Source organism: Sphingobacterium sp. UBA6320 (genome assembly GCF_002440335.1).
Taxonomy (GTDB): domain Bacteria; phylum Bacteroidota; class Bacteroidia; order Sphingobacteriales; family Sphingobacteriaceae; genus Sphingobacterium.
This window is the reverse complement of record NZ_DJTA01000007.1, coordinates 172,160-186,716: the sequence shown is the minus strand read 5'-3', so window position 1 is coordinate 186,716 and position 14,557 is coordinate 172,160. Positions and strand designations below refer to the sequence as shown.

Here is a 14,557-nt window from a genome sequence, read left to right as displayed (position 1 = left end):
AACTTGTCTTTTCTGTTTTATAATGGAGCACTGTAACCATATGCCTCTGCGATACTTTTAAAAACTCCGTCTGTTGATTCGTACAAATTGAGGTTGTATCCTTCGGCTCCCCAAAATACCGTTGCTATTTTGATGGATTTATCAGATTGAAAAACAGATAATACCTGCAGATTTTCGAAGTCAAATATGCCACCATCATCTACGCGCCAAGTACTCATCTCATCATATTTCGCTGGAAAATCTAATGTGATTAACTGATCATGATGTAGATAAGATAGTACAGCAAGTGCTGAATCGTTTTTAACCTCAAATAATGTTAAGATGATTTGTGATTGATCCTCTAGTTCAGCGATGGTAGCACTTTTTGCTATTTTTCGATTATATTTTTTTGATAATATGGATATTGTCGGTTCATCGGTCTTTTTGTCTTTCTCGATGAAAGGCATGACTTTGTTGTGATCAATAAAGTCCTGATTGACTAATAATGCAAAATCTCCTTGTTTTACGGGCTCTTTAAATGTGAAAAATGAACCGCCATTATTTGCGAAATTATGACTTGTTTGTCTTCCATTGGATGTTTGACTTTCTAGTTTTGTATTCGAAAAAATAATGGGAATGACCTTATTTTCAATAATCGCATGCGTCGCTAGTTCTGGTTTTATTTTTTCATCTTCGACGGGCAAACTAACTAAAGAATCTTTATTTTCATTGAGAAAAGCAAAAGTTATGAAAGCTTGATTAGTATCTATTTTGAGATTGCTTTGTTTTTTTTCTTGCTTGATTTGTTTTGGTTTTTCTTGTGTGCAACTTATTAATATTAAGGCGATTATACCTATTAAAAATACTGTATTAAAGGATGTTCTCATTCTTATTATCATATTTTTCTTGTTATCTGTTTTTTTAAAATACGGTAAATTTTGTGAAAATTAAATTTTCATTTTTGTGGAATTTTAATTGTTGTGCATCATAGTTTAAAATATAAACTTAATTTTTAAAGCTATGCTGAACTCCAAATTGAATATTTACAAAAGAGAATGGTTAGAGGTTGTTTTTGCAGGACGTAACCAATCTTATGGCGCTTTTGAATTGCGTAATTTATCTACTAAAGCGACCAACTGGTCTATAGTGATTGTCCTAGCTGTGGTTACGATTGGTGTTGGTAGTAATGGGATCTATAATCGGTATTTTAAAAAGGCTGAGCTTCCTGTTGCTCAGTACATCAATGAATATGATATGTCAGTACTAGAGGAATTGGAAAAGAAACATCAAGAGCCAGAGAAAGTTGAGGAACCAATTCCTGTTCAAGAAAAAGCGCCACAACAGGTTGCTCTGGATTTACCTAAGCAGGAAGTGGTCCGCTTTGTTGAGCCTAAAGTGGCTCCTAAACAAATGGTGACTGAAGATGTTGTGACGCAAGACGAGCTTAATAAAACGCATAAATTGGCTGGACGGATGAGTTTGAAAGCCAACGCAAATGGCACTTCTGTTGCTCGAGGGGAGTTTGGCACTGTAAAACGTGATGGTGGTATTACTGGTACTAATAAAGAGGGTGCCATACATGGAAATTCAGATGCGATAGTTGATTTTGAAGCGATAGAAATACAGCCTCAACCGCAAGGTGGGATTAAGGCTTTTATGAAATGGGTAGGTGAAAATTATCAATATCCTGAATCGGCATTGCAACAGGGGGTGAACGGTGTAGTGGAAGTTTCATTTGTTGTAGAAAAGGACGGTACGTTGACGGATATCAATATCAAACGTGATGTTTCCCATGGAACAGGAAAGGCTGCTGTAGAATTGCTCGGCAAAGCAAAAAAGTGGAAACCTGGAATTCAAAATGGCCGTCCGGTCCGTGTTGCTTATACATTGCCTATTCGTTTGAATACAATCTCACAATAAATTGGATCGCTCTTGATAGTTTAACTTTATTTAACAGTGGGTGATTTAAACTTTAATGTGGTTTTGGCATCTTACTTAACAAATGTCTGTAAAATCATATATTAAAAATGAAACAGACTGAAATAAATGTTTATCGTACTAAAAGGAAAAATATCATGAAAAAGCTAGTGTTAAGTTTGTTGCTGTCAGGAATTATGTTTGCTGGTTTTGCACAAGAAAAATCAAATGTTAAAGAGGGCGTAAACCGAGATGGTCGTCGTTTTGCTAAAAAGGAATTTAAGTTAGATAAAAAATCCGCAGAAGAAATTGCACAGTTGCGCACTGATCGTATGGATCAAAAATTAAAATTTACGGATAAACAGCGCAAGGAAATTTATGCTCTGCAATTGGATCAAGCTAAAAAAGATAAAATGCACGCCGCGGATCGCAAGGAATCCATGGAGCGTATGAAAAAAGAACGTATGGCTCAACGTGAAAAGTTGATGAAAAATTTGAGTCCTGACCAACAAAAACTGTATAAAGAATCTTTTGCTGAGAATCGTAAACAACATCGTATGCGTAGATCAGATGATCGCCCAATGCGTCGTGATCGCAACGATAGAAATCATAAAGATGGTAAAAATAATATAGAAGTGAGTAAGGAAGTGTCTTTGAAAAATAGTTAACGTGTTTTTTAGGTTTTAGTTTTAATTTTAGTTTTTGGTCTTTTGGTGGTCCGCTTGTGAGAGCGGACCATCTTTTTTTGATTAAATCTTCGTATCAATGTCATGAATCGACAAAAGTTGCATTAATCTTTGTTTTTTTGTTGCTCTTTCCACTGTTTGGAAAATGATTTATCTGCGAGTTTGGGCAATTGTCGATTACTACCCCAAGTCTTTTTGAAAAATTTTCCAAGAAAGAAGTTTTTGATCTTTCCTCCGAATAAATCGATCAATTTTCTTCTTTGTATGAGATAGGTAAATCCTTTCCAGGCCTTTTTCTCCATTGAGGGTGCTAGGTCTTCTGCCACAGCATCTCTTCTGTTTAACAAAAGCATGCGCTGAATATCTATGCCAACAGGGCATACTTCTGTACATTTACCGCAGAGCGATGAGGCATAGCTTAAGTGCTTGAACTCTTTCATTCCACTTAGGTGCGGGGATATCAAGGAACCAATGGGGCCTTGATAGGTGGTTTCATAAGTATGTCCTCCAATATTTTGATAAATAGGACAAACATTCAGGCAAGCTCCACAGCGGATGCAATAAAGTCCTTGGCGCTGTTCTTTTTGAGCCAATAGGTTGGTGCGGCCATTATCTAATAAAACGACATACATCTCTTCGGGTCCATCAGACTCGTAGGCTTGTCTTGGTCCGCTGAGTAATGTATTGTAAACAGTCAGATTTTGACCTGTTCCGTGAGTAGCAAGTAATGGCCAAAATAGATCAAGGTCATTGATCGATGGGAGGATTTTTTCAATACCTACGACAGCAATATGAATTTTTGGGAAGGCTGTGGTTAAACGTGCATTTCCTTCATTTTCAGTAATGGCAATGCTGCCGGTGTCAGCTATTAAAAAGTTGGCTCCTGAAATGCCGATATCTGCAGTTTTATATTTTTCACGCAATAATTCACGGGCTTTCATCGTCAACTCTTCAGCAGTCGCTTCTAGGGGTGTGCCAAATCGCTCGTTGAATAACTGAGCGATATCTGCGAGGCTTAGATGCATCGCAGGTGTTACGATGTGATACGGTTTTTGATCTAATAACTGGATAATAAACTCGCCTAAGTCACTTTCTAATGCTTCGATTCCCTTATTTTCCAAAAAATGGTTGAGCTCTATTTCTTCTGTGGCCATAGATTTGGATTTGATAACGCTCTTGGCGTTATTCCGTTCCATGATCTTCCAGATTTCTTGACGTGCCTCAGCAGCATCATTCGCCCAAATTACTTTACCGCCTCGTGCTATAAATTTGCTTTCGAATTCTAATAGATATTGATCTAAGTTTTCAATAGCTCTCCATTTTGTTAGATTGGCTTCTAAACGCGAGTTCTCCAGATCCACAAATTTACTCTTGCCTTTTTCAAAAGCAAGCGTATACTTGTCGATATTATAATTGATAATATCGCGATGTTTACTGTCGAAAGATTTTGTCGCACTTTCTTTTAAAAATTTATCTGCAGAGCTTACTGACATCTAATTCTTTTAATTTTACAAAAAAAGTTGGTAATAAATTACCAACTTTTAAAGATAACGCTTATAAATTATTTATCGCATGATGCGATCGAATTATTTAACTTTTAAATTCAAATTTAAGCTTAGTTCATCCAGTTGATCTTGGTGGATAGTGGAAGGGGCATCGATCATCACATCTCTTCCTGAATTGTTTTTAGGGAAGGCGATGACATCACGAATGGAATCTATTCCTGCTAATAACGCTACTAAGCGGTCAAAACCAAATGCCAATCCGCCGTGTGGAGGAGCTCCATAGGTGAATGCTTCCATTAAAAAGCCAAATTGTTTTTGGGCTTCTTCTGGAGTGAATCCTAAGTGTTTGAACATGAGCGATTGTAATTCACGATCATGAATACGGATGGAACCTCCGCCGACTTCAGTACCATTAAGGACAAAATCGTATGCGTTTGCTCTTACCTCACCTGGGTTTGTATCCAATAATGCGATATCTTCAGGTTTTGGAGAAGTAAAAGGGTGGTGCATCGCATGGTAACGTTCAGATTCTTCATCCCATTCTAATAAAGGAAAGTCTAACACCCAAAGAGGGGCAAACTTGTTCTTGTCACGTAGCCCTAATTGATTGGCTACTTCGAGACGAAGTTCATTTAATTGTTTACGTACTTTATCTGTTGGGCCAGCCATGATTAAAAATAAATCGCCAGGCTTAGCATTAAATAATTTTGCGAAGTCCAATAATTGCTCTGGCGTGTAGAATTTATCTACAGAAGATTTTACTGTACCATCTTCATTATAGCGTGCATAGACAAGGCCTGTGGCACCTACTTGAGGACGTTTTACAAAATCGGTCAACGCATCTAATTGTTTACGGGTGTAATGCGCACAACCTTCAACATTGATACCAACAACTAATTCTGCTGCATCAAATACCGGGAATCCTTTATCTTTAGCTACTTCATTTAATTCTACGAATTGCATTCCGAAACGAATATCTGGTTTGTCGGATCCGTATAAGCGCATCGCATCAGCGTACGTCATACGCGGTACTTCTCCCAATTCAATATTCTTGATTTTTTTGAAGATATGCTTTGCTAGACCTTCAAATATATTCAATACATCTTCTTGTTCAACAAAAGACATTTCACAGTCAATCTGCGTAAATTCGGGTTGACGATCTGCACGTAAATCCTCATCACGGAAACATTTTACAATTTGAAAATAACGGTCGAAACCGGATACCATCAATAGTTGTTTGAAGGTTTGGGGTGATTGTGGTAATGCATAAAATTCTCCGGCATTCATACGTGAGGGAACAACAAAATCGCGTGCACCTTCGGGCGTAGATTTGATTAATACTGGAGTTTCTACTTCGATAAAATTTTGCTCGTCTAGAAAACGACGCACTTCCTGTGCTGTTTTGTGACGTAATATTAAGTTTTCACGAACAGGATTGCGGCGTAAATCTAAATATCTGAATTTCATTCTGATATCTTCGCCACCGTCCGTTTCATCTTCAATGGTAAATGGTGGCGTATTTGCCGAATTTAATATTTCTAAAGAAGAAACTTTGATTTCAATTTCTCCAGTTGGAATTTTTAGATTTTTACTAGAACGTTCAATTACTGTTCCAGTTACTTTAATCACATATTCACGACCTAATTCACGTGCACTAGCGCGTAAAGAATCATCGTCATCCGAATTAAAAGTTAATTGTGTAATGCCATAGCGATCTCTTACATCTATGAAAGTCATTCCGCCTAAATCGCGAGATTTTTGAACCCAACCGCTTAGTGTAACTGTTTTACCTAAGTCAGCTATTGTTAATTCTCCGCACGTGTTTGTTCTATGCATACGCTTAATTTTAATTTTGTACAAAATTATCTGTTTTTAGGGAGAATAACGAATGGCAATTTTGTTTTATTAAAAGAAAAGCGAATGCTCATTTTTGGATTCGCTTTGAATGGACTTATCGATTAATTTTTAAATGTGAATTAGTTTTGGATGACCCATGGTCAAATTTTGAAATTCTTGCTCAAAATATTCGCCGATTTTAGCTCTTTTTAGAGATCCAATTTTGGTCATAAATCCAGAAATTTAATCTTCATTTATACTTACTTTTTTTGATGGGTGGACGCCCCACTTTCTCCCCTATTTGATCATATTTTTGTAAAAAATTTGTTTTTTAGCGTATTTATCTTCCTGTTTGAAGAAAAAAAGCAACCCTAAACTCGTGATTTATTTCGTGTTGAACCATTTTGAAAATCGGTTCAAAAACCTAATTTAACCGCTGATATATAGCTTTTTGTTTGCTATTATGTCAAGCTTTGGTCAATTAAATGTAGCGCTTCCACTATGTGGAAAACTTTTTTGTGGGTAAAAGTGGGTAAAAGTGGGTGAAAGTGTATACTTTTACATTGAATTTGAAACCAATGTGTACAAAATGAGTTTTTTAATTGGCGAATATGAATGCAAGTTAGACACCAAAGGAAGAATGGTGTTGCCTGCTGCGCTCAAAAGGCAATTGCCTGATGTTGAGCGTGAGGGACTTGTAATCAATCGTGGATTTGAAAAACATTTGGTGATCTATACGCGCGAGGAATGGAATGCGATAACGGCACGCTTGGCTCAGTTGAATCAGTACGTTGAGAAAAACAGAATGTTTATTCGAAGTTTTACAAGGGGAGCAACGGAGTTGAGTTTGGATGCTGCGGGTCGTGTTTTATTGCCGAAGGGTTTGTTGGATTATTCGGGTATCACAGGAGAAGTTGTTTTGGCTTGTCAGGTTAATAAAATTGAAGTTTGGTCCAAAGATGGGTATGATGATTTTATGAATGGTGATTTGGGAGAGGATTTCTCTGCTTTGGCTGAACAGGTTATGGGAGGTTTTGATTTAGGAGGATTAGCGAATGGATAATGTTTACCACGTACCAGTAATGTTGAAAGAATGCATGGATGCTTTGGCTATTAAGCCAAATGGTATTTACGTGGATGTTACTTTTGGTGGAGGAGGACACTCGAGGGAGATTTTGAAACACTTGGGGCCTGAAGGCAGGTTGTTTGCTTTTGATCAAGATCCAGATGCGTTGAATAATGTGATTGATGATTCGAGGTTTACGTTGATTCATCAAAATTTTCGTTTTTTAAAAAATAATCTTCGTCTGAATGGTGTGAAACAGGTGGATGGTATTTTGGCTGATTTGGGTGTTTCATCTCATCAGTTTGATGCTGCTGATCGTGGTTTCTCTATACGTTTTGATGCAGACTTGGATATGCGAATGGATCAGATTTCGGATGTTGATGCCCGTAAGGTGTTGTCAACTTATTCGGAGGAGGAACTTCATCGTATTTTTGGTATGTACGGAGAAATTGTGAATGCCAAAACTTTGGCTAAAACAATTGTGACTGCTCGCTTGATAGCGCCTATCAATACGGTAGCTGAATTGAAAGAGGTTATCAAGAAGATGGTTCCTAGGGGTAAAGAGCATAAATACCATGCGCAAGTTTTTCAAGCTTTGCGTATTGAGGTTAATAAGGAATTGGAAGCTTTGCAAGAGTTTTTGCTACAAACGGTAGATGTTTTGAAGGCGGAAGGTCGTTTGGTCGTGATGTCTTATCATTCTTTAGAGGATCGTTTGGTCAAGAATTTCTTGGCTAAAGGTAAGTTTAGGGGTGATGTAGAGAAAGATTTTTTTGGAAATGAAATTAAGCCATTTCATGTGATCAGTCGTAAGGCAATTACTGCTGACGATCAAGAATTGGTTGATAATAATAGATCGCGCAGTGCGAAACTGCGTATTGCTGAAAAGTTGGATATAGCTTAATGCTTTAATCGAAGTATCGATATGGGTAAAAATACAATAAAACAGCAGGGGTTAAGCGAAGAAGTTCAAGAGGAACTACAAGAAGCGGTTGAGGAAAAAGCTGAGGAAACGCAAAAGTTTCTTAGGACTTTACTTACTGCTGGTAATTTGTCGAATTACTCCATTGTGAATTACTTGCCTTTTATTGGTTTTGTTACTTTATTGATGTTGCTTTATATTACAAATAGGCATTTTGCAGAACGTACGATTCGTAATATCGATAAGTTGGGTAAAGAGGTTAAAGAGTTGAGCTGGGATCATAAATCGCTCTCGGCAGAGCTCATGAAGATGTCTACTCAAACGGAGATTGCGAAGCGTGTCGACTCTTTAGGTCTGAAAGAGCGGGTGGAGCCACCAATCAAGATTGAAATTGTAAAAGAACAAAAGAAATAGGAGACGTTTATGAATATCAGAACTACCATTCTATTTCGTGTTTATATCGCATTCGGTTTAATCGTCCTTGTGGCGTTTGCTGTATTTGCGAAGCTTTTTCATTTACAATATGTCGATGGAGATAAATGGCGCGCACTGTCGGATAGTTTGTCTATTCAAGAGCGTGAAGTTGAAGCTGCTCGGGGTAATATTTATTCCAATGATGGCAGTTTATTGGCAACTTCGGTTCCTGAATATGAATTGCGATTCGATGCAATGGCTATTCCTGAGGAAGAAAACGATTATTTCAATTTAAAGGTCGATTCTTTAGCAATTAAATTGTCTGGATTTTTTAAAGATAAATCTTCCAGACAGTATTTGACATTATTGAAACAGGCTAGAAATAAAAAGCAACGTTATGTTTTGATTAAGCGAGCAGTCTCGCATCAAGATTTAAAGGTGCTTAAAAATTACCCTTTGTTTAAATCGGTGCGTGTGGGGAAAGAGCGTTATCCTGGAGGTTTGATTACAGAACGTCAGAATAAACGTATTCTTCCATTTGTCAATTTGGCGGCTCGTACAATAGGATATAAGAATGTTAAGGAGAATATTCATGTCGGGTTGGAAGGTGCGTATGGTGAATATATTGACGGTAAAAGCGGTAAACGTTTGATGCAGCGTATTGCGGGTGGTGTATGGATTCCAGTAAACCGTGATATTGAAGTGGCTCCTGTTGATGGTGCAGATATTATTTCGACGATTGATATCAATATGCAAGATATGGCACAAAGAGCCTTGGAAAAGCAGATGATAGCGAGTAATGCTGATGAGGGCTGTGTGGTGATGATGGAGGTAAAGACTGGAGAGGTTCGTGCGGTGGCCAATTTTACGAAAGACAAAGATGGTGTCTATCGTGAAAAGATGAATATTGCGATTGCACAAAGTGCTGAACCAGGTTCGACGTTTAAATTGGCTTCTTATCTTGCTGCTATTGATGACGGTGTGATTGATTCAAGTACTCATGTAAATGTTGGAAATGGTAATTGGCCTATCTATCGTCACACGATTAAAGATTCACATGCTCCAAAAAAGTCTGTGATGAGTGCGCAAGAGGCTTTTGAGCAATCGTCTAACGTAGGGATTACGAAGTTGATATACGAGCATTACAAGGATAATCCAGCTAAATTTACGGCTAAACTACATGCTTTTGGCTTGGATCGTAAGTTGGGATTGCAAATAACAGGAGAGGGAGCGCCTCTAATAAAAACTCCAAAGAGTAAAAGCTGGAGTGGATTGTCTCTTGTACAAATGGCATATGGCTATGAGTTGAAGTTGACGCCGCTGCAGATGTTGACATTATATAATGCAGTGGCTAATAACGGTAAGATGATTTCCCCATTATTTGTTAAGGAGATCAGACATCTGGGTAATACGGTTGAAAAATTTGAAGCTCGTGTTATTAATGAGAAGATTGCTTCTGATAAAGCTTTAGGTCAAATTAGGGGAATGCTTGAAGGGACAATGAAAGATGGAACAGGGAAGAGCCTAAGAAATCCATTGTATACTTCGGGTGGCAAAACCGGAACTGCACAAATGGCTGACGGAGCGATGGGATATCGTAACCGGAAATACCAATCTTCATTTGCAGGTTATTTTCCTGCTGAGGATCCAAAGTATTCCATTATTGTAGTGATTCGAAATCCTAGAAATGGCTATTACGGAGCGTCAACAGCGGGGCCAGTTTTTAAAGAGTTGGCTGATATGGTGTATGCGAATGATTTGAATATGCATAGTGCTTTTAATAAGAAAAAATTGAACACTTCGGCATTAAACACCAGGGCGTTAACCTTAAAAGGTTCGCGTGAAGCGACGCAAAAAGTGTATGAGCAGCTGGGTTTAAAAATTATGAATTGGAATTCAATTGCACAGAATGATTCAACAAGTTCAACACTTGGAGTTCCTTTTGTGGAATATCAAATAAAAGAAGGTGTAGTGCCAAATGTTATGGGAATGGGATTGATTGACGCATTGTTTGCCCTGGAGAATTCTGGATTTAAAACAAGCGTGATTGGAAAAGGAAAGGTGATCAGGCAATCTTTGATTGCAAATCAAAAGTTACCAATTGGTACAGCTGTAACAATAGAACTGAAGTAGAATGAAGAATTTAAAATCAATATTACATGCTATTCCTGTACAGGAGGTAGTGGGTCAACTAGATGTTGAGGTAGTATCGCTTTGCTTTGATTCTCGTCAGGTTGTATTCGGAAGTTTGTTTATTGCTGTTAGAGGCGTTCATACGGATGGACATTTATTTATTGATAAAGCGATTGCTTTTGGAGCTAGAGCAGTTATTGTAGAGGAGTTGCCTGTGGAGACATTGGACTCTGTTGTCTATATTGTTGTAGCGGATTCTGCTCTTGCATTGGGTATAGTGGCTGCCAACTTCTATGATAATCCATCAAAGAAAATGAAGTTGGTCGGTGTAACAGGTACGAATGGTAAAACAACTGTCGCGACTTTATTATTCCAGCTGTTTACGGAATTGGGATATCATGTGGGACTTTTGTCGACAGTACAGAATCAAATTGGGGAACGGGTTATTCCTGCGACACATACGACTCCAGATCCTATTCAATTGAATCACTTATTGAGTGAGATGATTGAGGAAGGCTGCGATTATTGTTTTATGGAAGTGAGTTCGCATGCTGTTGTGCAGCAGCGAATAGCAGGTTTGAAATTCACGGGTGCTATTTTTACGAATATCACACATGATCATCTTGACTTTCACAAAACATTTAGTAGCTATATTAAGGCAAAGAAGAAGTTTTTTGATGATTTAGATACGGCTGCGTTTGCGTTGACCAATGAAGATGATCGTAATGGTCAGGTCATGTTGCAAAATACATTTGCTCATAAAAAAAGTTATGGACTCCATTCAGGAGCTGATTTTAGTGCGCGTATAGTCGAGAGTCATTTCGATGGTATGTTGATGAATATCGACGGACATGATGTGTGGGTGAAATTGGTCGGAGGATTCAATGCCTACAATCTATTGGCAGTGTATGGTGCAGCAATTTTGTTGGAGCAAGAGACTGTTCGTGTATTGACAGCTATGAGTGTACTGACTGGTGCTGAGGGTAGATTTGAGACTTTGAAGGCAGCAAATGGTGTTTTTGGAATTGTGGATTACGCACACACTCCTGATGCTGTGGAGAATGTCTTGCAGACGATTGAAAAGTTACGTAATCAAAGTCAACATATCATTACTGTATTGGGATGTGGTGGAGATCGTGATAAAACTAAGCGTCCAGAAATGTCACAAGCTGCATTGCGTTATAGTGATCGTTTGATTATTACATCTGACAATCCGAGAACGGAAGATCCGCTTACCATCATTAAAGAAATGGAAGCGGGTGTTGCTGCTGAACAAAAAAGTAAAGTTCTTTCTATTGCTGATCGCAAAGAGGCAATTCGAGTTGCATATCAATTGGCAAAACCAGGAGATATCATTGTCGTGGCGGGAAAGGGACATGAGAAATATCAAGAGGTAAATGGTGTACGTCACCATTTTGATGATAAAGAAATTTTAGAATTAACATTTAACGAAGTATAAGAATATGTTGTACCATTTATTCACATGGTTAAACGAATACATGCACATTCCAGGAGCTGGTTTGTTTCAGTATATTTCTTTTAGAACATCGATGGCTGTGATCACTTCACTGGTCATCACAACCGTTTTTGGAGGAAAGCTGATTCAGGTGCTTCAGAATAAGCAGGTAGGTGAGACCATTCGTGATTTAGGACTAGAGGGGGAGAAAAAGAAGCAGGGTACACCAACAATGGGTGGCTTGATCATCATTGCCGGAATTTTAATTCCGACTTTGTTATTTGCGAAGTTGACTAATATTTATGTCATCATTATGATTGTTTCCACACTATGGATGGGAGCTGTTGGATTTTTGGATGATTATATTAAAGTTTTTCGTCACAATAAGGAGGGTTTGGCTGGACGTTTTAAAGTGATTGGGCAGACTGGTCTGGGTATTTTCATTGCTTGTACGATGTATTTTCATCCCGAGATTGTGGTTCGTCAAAATGTAGCGTCACCTACTTCAACTAAACCTGTTGAAGTTGTGATCAATCAGGGAACTGGTGAGAAGACTTATGCAGAAAATGTGAAGTCTTCTAAAACAAATATCCCTTTTTATAAAAATAATGAGTTTGATTACGCTAAAGTTTTCAAGGTTTTTGGACTTAATAGCAATGTCTTAACCTTTATTGTATTCTTGGTTGTTGTGGTATTTATTGTAACTGCAGTTTCTAATGGTGCAAATATTACAGATGGTATCGACGGTTTGGCGACAGGTACTTCTGCTATTATTGGTGTTACTTTGGCCATATTGGCGTATGTGTCTGGTAACGTTATTTTCTCGGACTATTTGAATATCATGTATATTCCAAATTCGGGTGAACTGGTTATTTTTGCTGGCGCTTTTGTTGGAGCTTGTGTTGGCTTTTTATGGTACAATACGTATCCTGCTCAAGTATTTATGGGTGATACAGGTAGTTTGGCGATAGGAGGTATTATCGCGGCTTTTGCCATATTGATCCGCAAGGAGCTATTGATCCCGATTTTGTGCGGTGTCTTTCTTTTGGAATTGGTTTCTGTTATTTTACAGGTTTCTTATTTCAAATACACCAAGAAAAAATATGGGGAGGGTAGACGAATCTTTTTAATGTCTCCTTTGCACCATCACTTTCAAAAGAAGGGGTATCATGAGGCTAAAATTGTAACACGTTTTGTAATTGTCGGTATTATTTTGGCCATTTTGACCATTGTAACTTTAAAAATTAGATAATCAGCATGGCTAACATTTCATCAACATATTATCCACAGTCAGGAAAATTGATCGTACTTGGTGCAGGTGAAAGTGGTGTCGGTACTGCTATCTTGGCTAAACAGAGGGGATTTGATGTTTTTGTTTCTGATAAAGGAACAATTGCTGAACATTATAAAACCCAGTTGGAGGAAGAGCAAATCGCTTATGAAGAAGGATTACACAGTGAAGAGCGGATCTTACAAGCGGATCTAGTGGTGAAAAGTCCTGGTATTCCTGAACATGCTCCTTTAGTTGTTGCATTGAAGTCCAGAGATATCCCAGTGATTGCGGAAATTGAATTTGCAGCACAATATACAGATGCAAAGTTGATCTGTATCACAGGTTCTAATGGTAAATCGACTACTACGATGTTGACTTATGAAATGCTGAAACATGCTGGTAAGCACGTAGGTCTGGCAGGGAATATTGGTAAAAGCTTTGCTTTACAGGTGGCACGTGAACAATTTGATGTTTATGTGCTCGAGATTTCAAGTTTTATGTTGGATGATATGTACCAATTTAGAGCTGATATTGCCGTGATTTTGAATATTACAGCTGATCATTTGGATCGCTATGATTATAAAGTGGAGAATTATGTGGATTCTAAATTTAGAATGATTCAAAATCAAACAAAAGATGATTATTTCATCTATTGTCTTGATGATCCACAAACAATGGAAGGTTTGAAGAGACATTCAACTCCAGCGATACACTTGCCTTTTACACAGGAACAAAAAGTGGAATTTGGAGCTTATTTGACTTCAATTAAAGATATTATAATTAACATACCTAATAGCGATACATTTACTATGAGAACGGAAGAGTTGTCTTTGACAGGGAAACACAATGTGTACAACAATATGGCTTCTGGCCTAATTGCTAAGGTTCAAGAGTTGAGAAATCAAGCTATGAAGGAAAGTATGGGCTCTTATGTGAATATTGCACATCGCTTGGAGCAGGTGGCTTGTATCGGTGGGGTTAATTATATCAACGATTCTAAGGCTACCAATGTCAATTCGGTATGGTATGCGCTGGAAAGTGTATCAACACCTATTATTTTAATGTTAGGTGGTGTCGATAAAGGTAATGATTATGAAATGTTACGTGATTTAGTGAAATCTAAAGTACGTGCTATTGTGTGTATCGGAAATGATAATACAGCTATACACGAGGCTTTTGAGGAGGATACAGAATTGATCGTAAACAGTTCTTCGATGAAAGATGCTGTGCAATTGGCCTCTCATTTGGCTCAAAAGGGAGATACGGTATTGTTGTCTCCAGCTTGTGCAAGTTTTGATTGGTTTAAAAATTACGAAGATCGCGGTGATAAATTTAAAGCTGCAGTGATGGAGTTGTAGTGGGTATAGGTT

12 protein-coding genes are annotated in these 14,557 nt (G+C 38.0%); 9 read left to right on the top strand and 3 right to left on the bottom strand.

The window, feature by feature from the left end; translation table 11 throughout:
• Window positions 1–17: 17 nt before the first annotated feature.
• A complete protein-coding gene (locus tag B3P23_RS03650; RefSeq protein ID WP_293924556.1) occupies window positions 18–878 on the bottom strand; it encodes a hypothetical protein in 861 nt (286 codons plus the stop codon).
• Window positions 879–999: 121 nt separating this feature from the next.
• Here B3P23_RS03650 and B3P23_RS03645 point away from each other — a divergent pair, with 121 nt between their 5' ends.
• Together B3P23_RS03645 and B3P23_RS03640 are read left to right on the top strand one after the other, a co-directional pair.
• The gene (locus B3P23_RS03645; protein WP_045752737.1) at window positions 1,000–1,899 is read left to right on the top strand and encodes an energy transducer TonB; all 900 of its coding nucleotides are present in this window, start codon (window positions 1,000–1,002) and stop codon (window positions 1,897–1,899) included.
• Window positions 1,900–2,054: 155 nt separating this feature from the next.
• Window positions 2,055–2,564 (top strand): hypothetical protein, encoded by a 510-nt coding sequence (locus B3P23_RS03640; protein ID WP_248754703.1) that lies wholly within the window; start codon window positions 2,055–2,057, stop codon window positions 2,562–2,564.
• A 122-nt stretch (window positions 2,565–2,686) separates the two neighbouring features.
• Here the strand turns inward: B3P23_RS03640 and B3P23_RS03635 are convergent, their stop codons facing one another.
• Window positions 2,687–4,075 (bottom strand): LutB/LldF family L-lactate oxidation iron-sulfur protein, encoded by a 1,389-nt coding sequence (locus tag B3P23_RS03635; protein ID WP_045752739.1) that lies wholly within the window; start codon window positions 4,073–4,075, stop codon window positions 2,687–2,689.
• Window positions 4,076–4,168: 93 nt separating this feature from the next.
• Window positions 4,169–5,923, bottom strand: a complete 1,755-nt coding sequence (gene aspS / locus B3P23_RS03630) for an aspartate--tRNA ligase (protein ID WP_248754702.1) — start codon at window positions 5,921–5,923, stop codon at window positions 4,169–4,171.
• A 589-nt stretch (window positions 5,924–6,512) separates the two neighbouring features.
• On the opposite strand from aspS, the gene mraZ reads away from it, so the two are divergent.
• Genes mraZ through murD form a run of 7 tightly spaced genes read left to right on the top strand, consistent with a single transcriptional unit; the run spans window position 6,513 to window position 14,545 of the window.
• The gene (gene mraZ, locus B3P23_RS03625; RefSeq protein ID WP_045755345.1) at window positions 6,513–6,986 is read left to right on the top strand and encodes a division/cell wall cluster transcriptional repressor MraZ; all 474 of its coding nucleotides are present in this window, start codon (window positions 6,513–6,515) and stop codon (window positions 6,984–6,986) included.
• Window positions 6,979–7,893, top strand: a complete 915-nt coding sequence (gene rsmH / locus B3P23_RS03620; protein WP_293924553.1) for a 16S rRNA (cytosine(1402)-N(4))-methyltransferase RsmH — start codon at window positions 6,979–6,981, stop codon at window positions 7,891–7,893. The genes mraZ and rsmH overlap by 8 nt, the downstream gene beginning before the upstream one ends.
• Before the next feature lie 21 nt (window positions 7,894–7,914).
• A complete protein-coding gene (locus B3P23_RS03615) occupies window positions 7,915–8,325 on the top strand; it encodes an FtsL-like putative cell division protein (RefSeq protein ID WP_293924552.1) in 411 nt (136 codons plus the stop codon).
• Window positions 8,326–8,334: 9 nt separating this feature from the next.
• Window positions 8,335–10,458 carry a penicillin-binding protein gene (locus tag B3P23_RS03610; RefSeq protein ID WP_293924551.1) on the top strand — a complete coding sequence of 708 codons (2,124 nt, stop codon included), beginning with the start codon at window positions 8,335–8,337 and terminating at the stop codon, window positions 10,456–10,458.
• Window position 10,459: 1 nt separating this feature from the next.
• Entirely contained in the window at window positions 10,460–11,917 is a 1,458-nt protein-coding gene (locus B3P23_RS03605; RefSeq protein WP_293924550.1) for a UDP-N-acetylmuramoyl-L-alanyl-D-glutamate--2,6-diaminopimelate ligase, read from the top strand.
• Window positions 11,918–11,921: 4 nt separating this feature from the next.
• Window positions 11,922–13,166 carry a phospho-N-acetylmuramoyl-pentapeptide-transferase gene (gene mraY, locus B3P23_RS03600; RefSeq protein WP_248754698.1) on the top strand — a complete coding sequence of 415 codons (1,245 nt, stop codon included), beginning with the start codon at window positions 11,922–11,924 and terminating at the stop codon, window positions 13,164–13,166.
• Between the two features lie 5 nt (window positions 13,167–13,171).
• A complete protein-coding gene (gene murD, locus B3P23_RS03595; protein WP_293924548.1) occupies window positions 13,172–14,545 on the top strand; it encodes a UDP-N-acetylmuramoyl-L-alanine--D-glutamate ligase in 1,374 nt (457 codons plus the stop codon).
• Window positions 14,546–14,557: the final 12 nt, after the last annotated feature.

Excerpts from the sequence above, each read along its gene's own strand:
- B3P23_RS03650 (WP_293924556.1), bottom strand. The coding sequence starts at position 878 with ATGATAATAAGAATGAGAACATCCTTTAATACAGTATTTTTAATAGGT.
- B3P23_RS03645 (WP_045752737.1), top strand. The coding sequence starts at position 1,000 with ATGCTGAACTCCAAATTGAATATTTACAAAAGAGAATGGTTAGAGGTT.
- B3P23_RS03640 (WP_248754703.1), top strand. The coding sequence starts at position 2,055 with ATGAAAAAGCTAGTGTTAAGTTTGTTGCTGTCAGGAATTATGTTTGCT.
- B3P23_RS03635 (WP_045752739.1), bottom strand. The coding sequence starts at position 4,075 with ATGTCAGTAAGCTCTGCAGATAAATTTTTAAAAGAAAGTGCGACAAAA.
- aspS (WP_248754702.1), bottom strand. The coding sequence starts at position 5,923 with ATGCATAGAACAAACACGTGCGGAGAATTAACAATAGCTGACTTAGGT.
- mraZ (WP_045755345.1), top strand. The coding sequence starts at position 6,513 with ATGAGTTTTTTAATTGGCGAATATGAATGCAAGTTAGACACCAAAGGA.
- rsmH (WP_293924553.1), top strand. The coding sequence starts at position 6,979 with ATGGATAATGTTTACCACGTACCAGTAATGTTGAAAGAATGCATGGAT.
- B3P23_RS03615 (WP_293924552.1), top strand. The coding sequence starts at position 7,915 with ATGGGTAAAAATACAATAAAACAGCAGGGGTTAAGCGAAGAAGTTCAA.
- B3P23_RS03610 (WP_293924551.1), top strand. The coding sequence starts at position 8,335 with ATGAATATCAGAACTACCATTCTATTTCGTGTTTATATCGCATTCGGT.
- B3P23_RS03605 (WP_293924550.1), top strand. The coding sequence starts at position 10,460 with ATGAAGAATTTAAAATCAATATTACATGCTATTCCTGTACAGGAGGTA.
- mraY (WP_248754698.1), top strand. The coding sequence starts at position 11,922 with ATGTTGTACCATTTATTCACATGGTTAAACGAATACATGCACATTCCA.
- murD (WP_293924548.1), top strand. The coding sequence starts at position 13,172 with ATGGCTAACATTTCATCAACATATTATCCACAGTCAGGAAAATTGATC.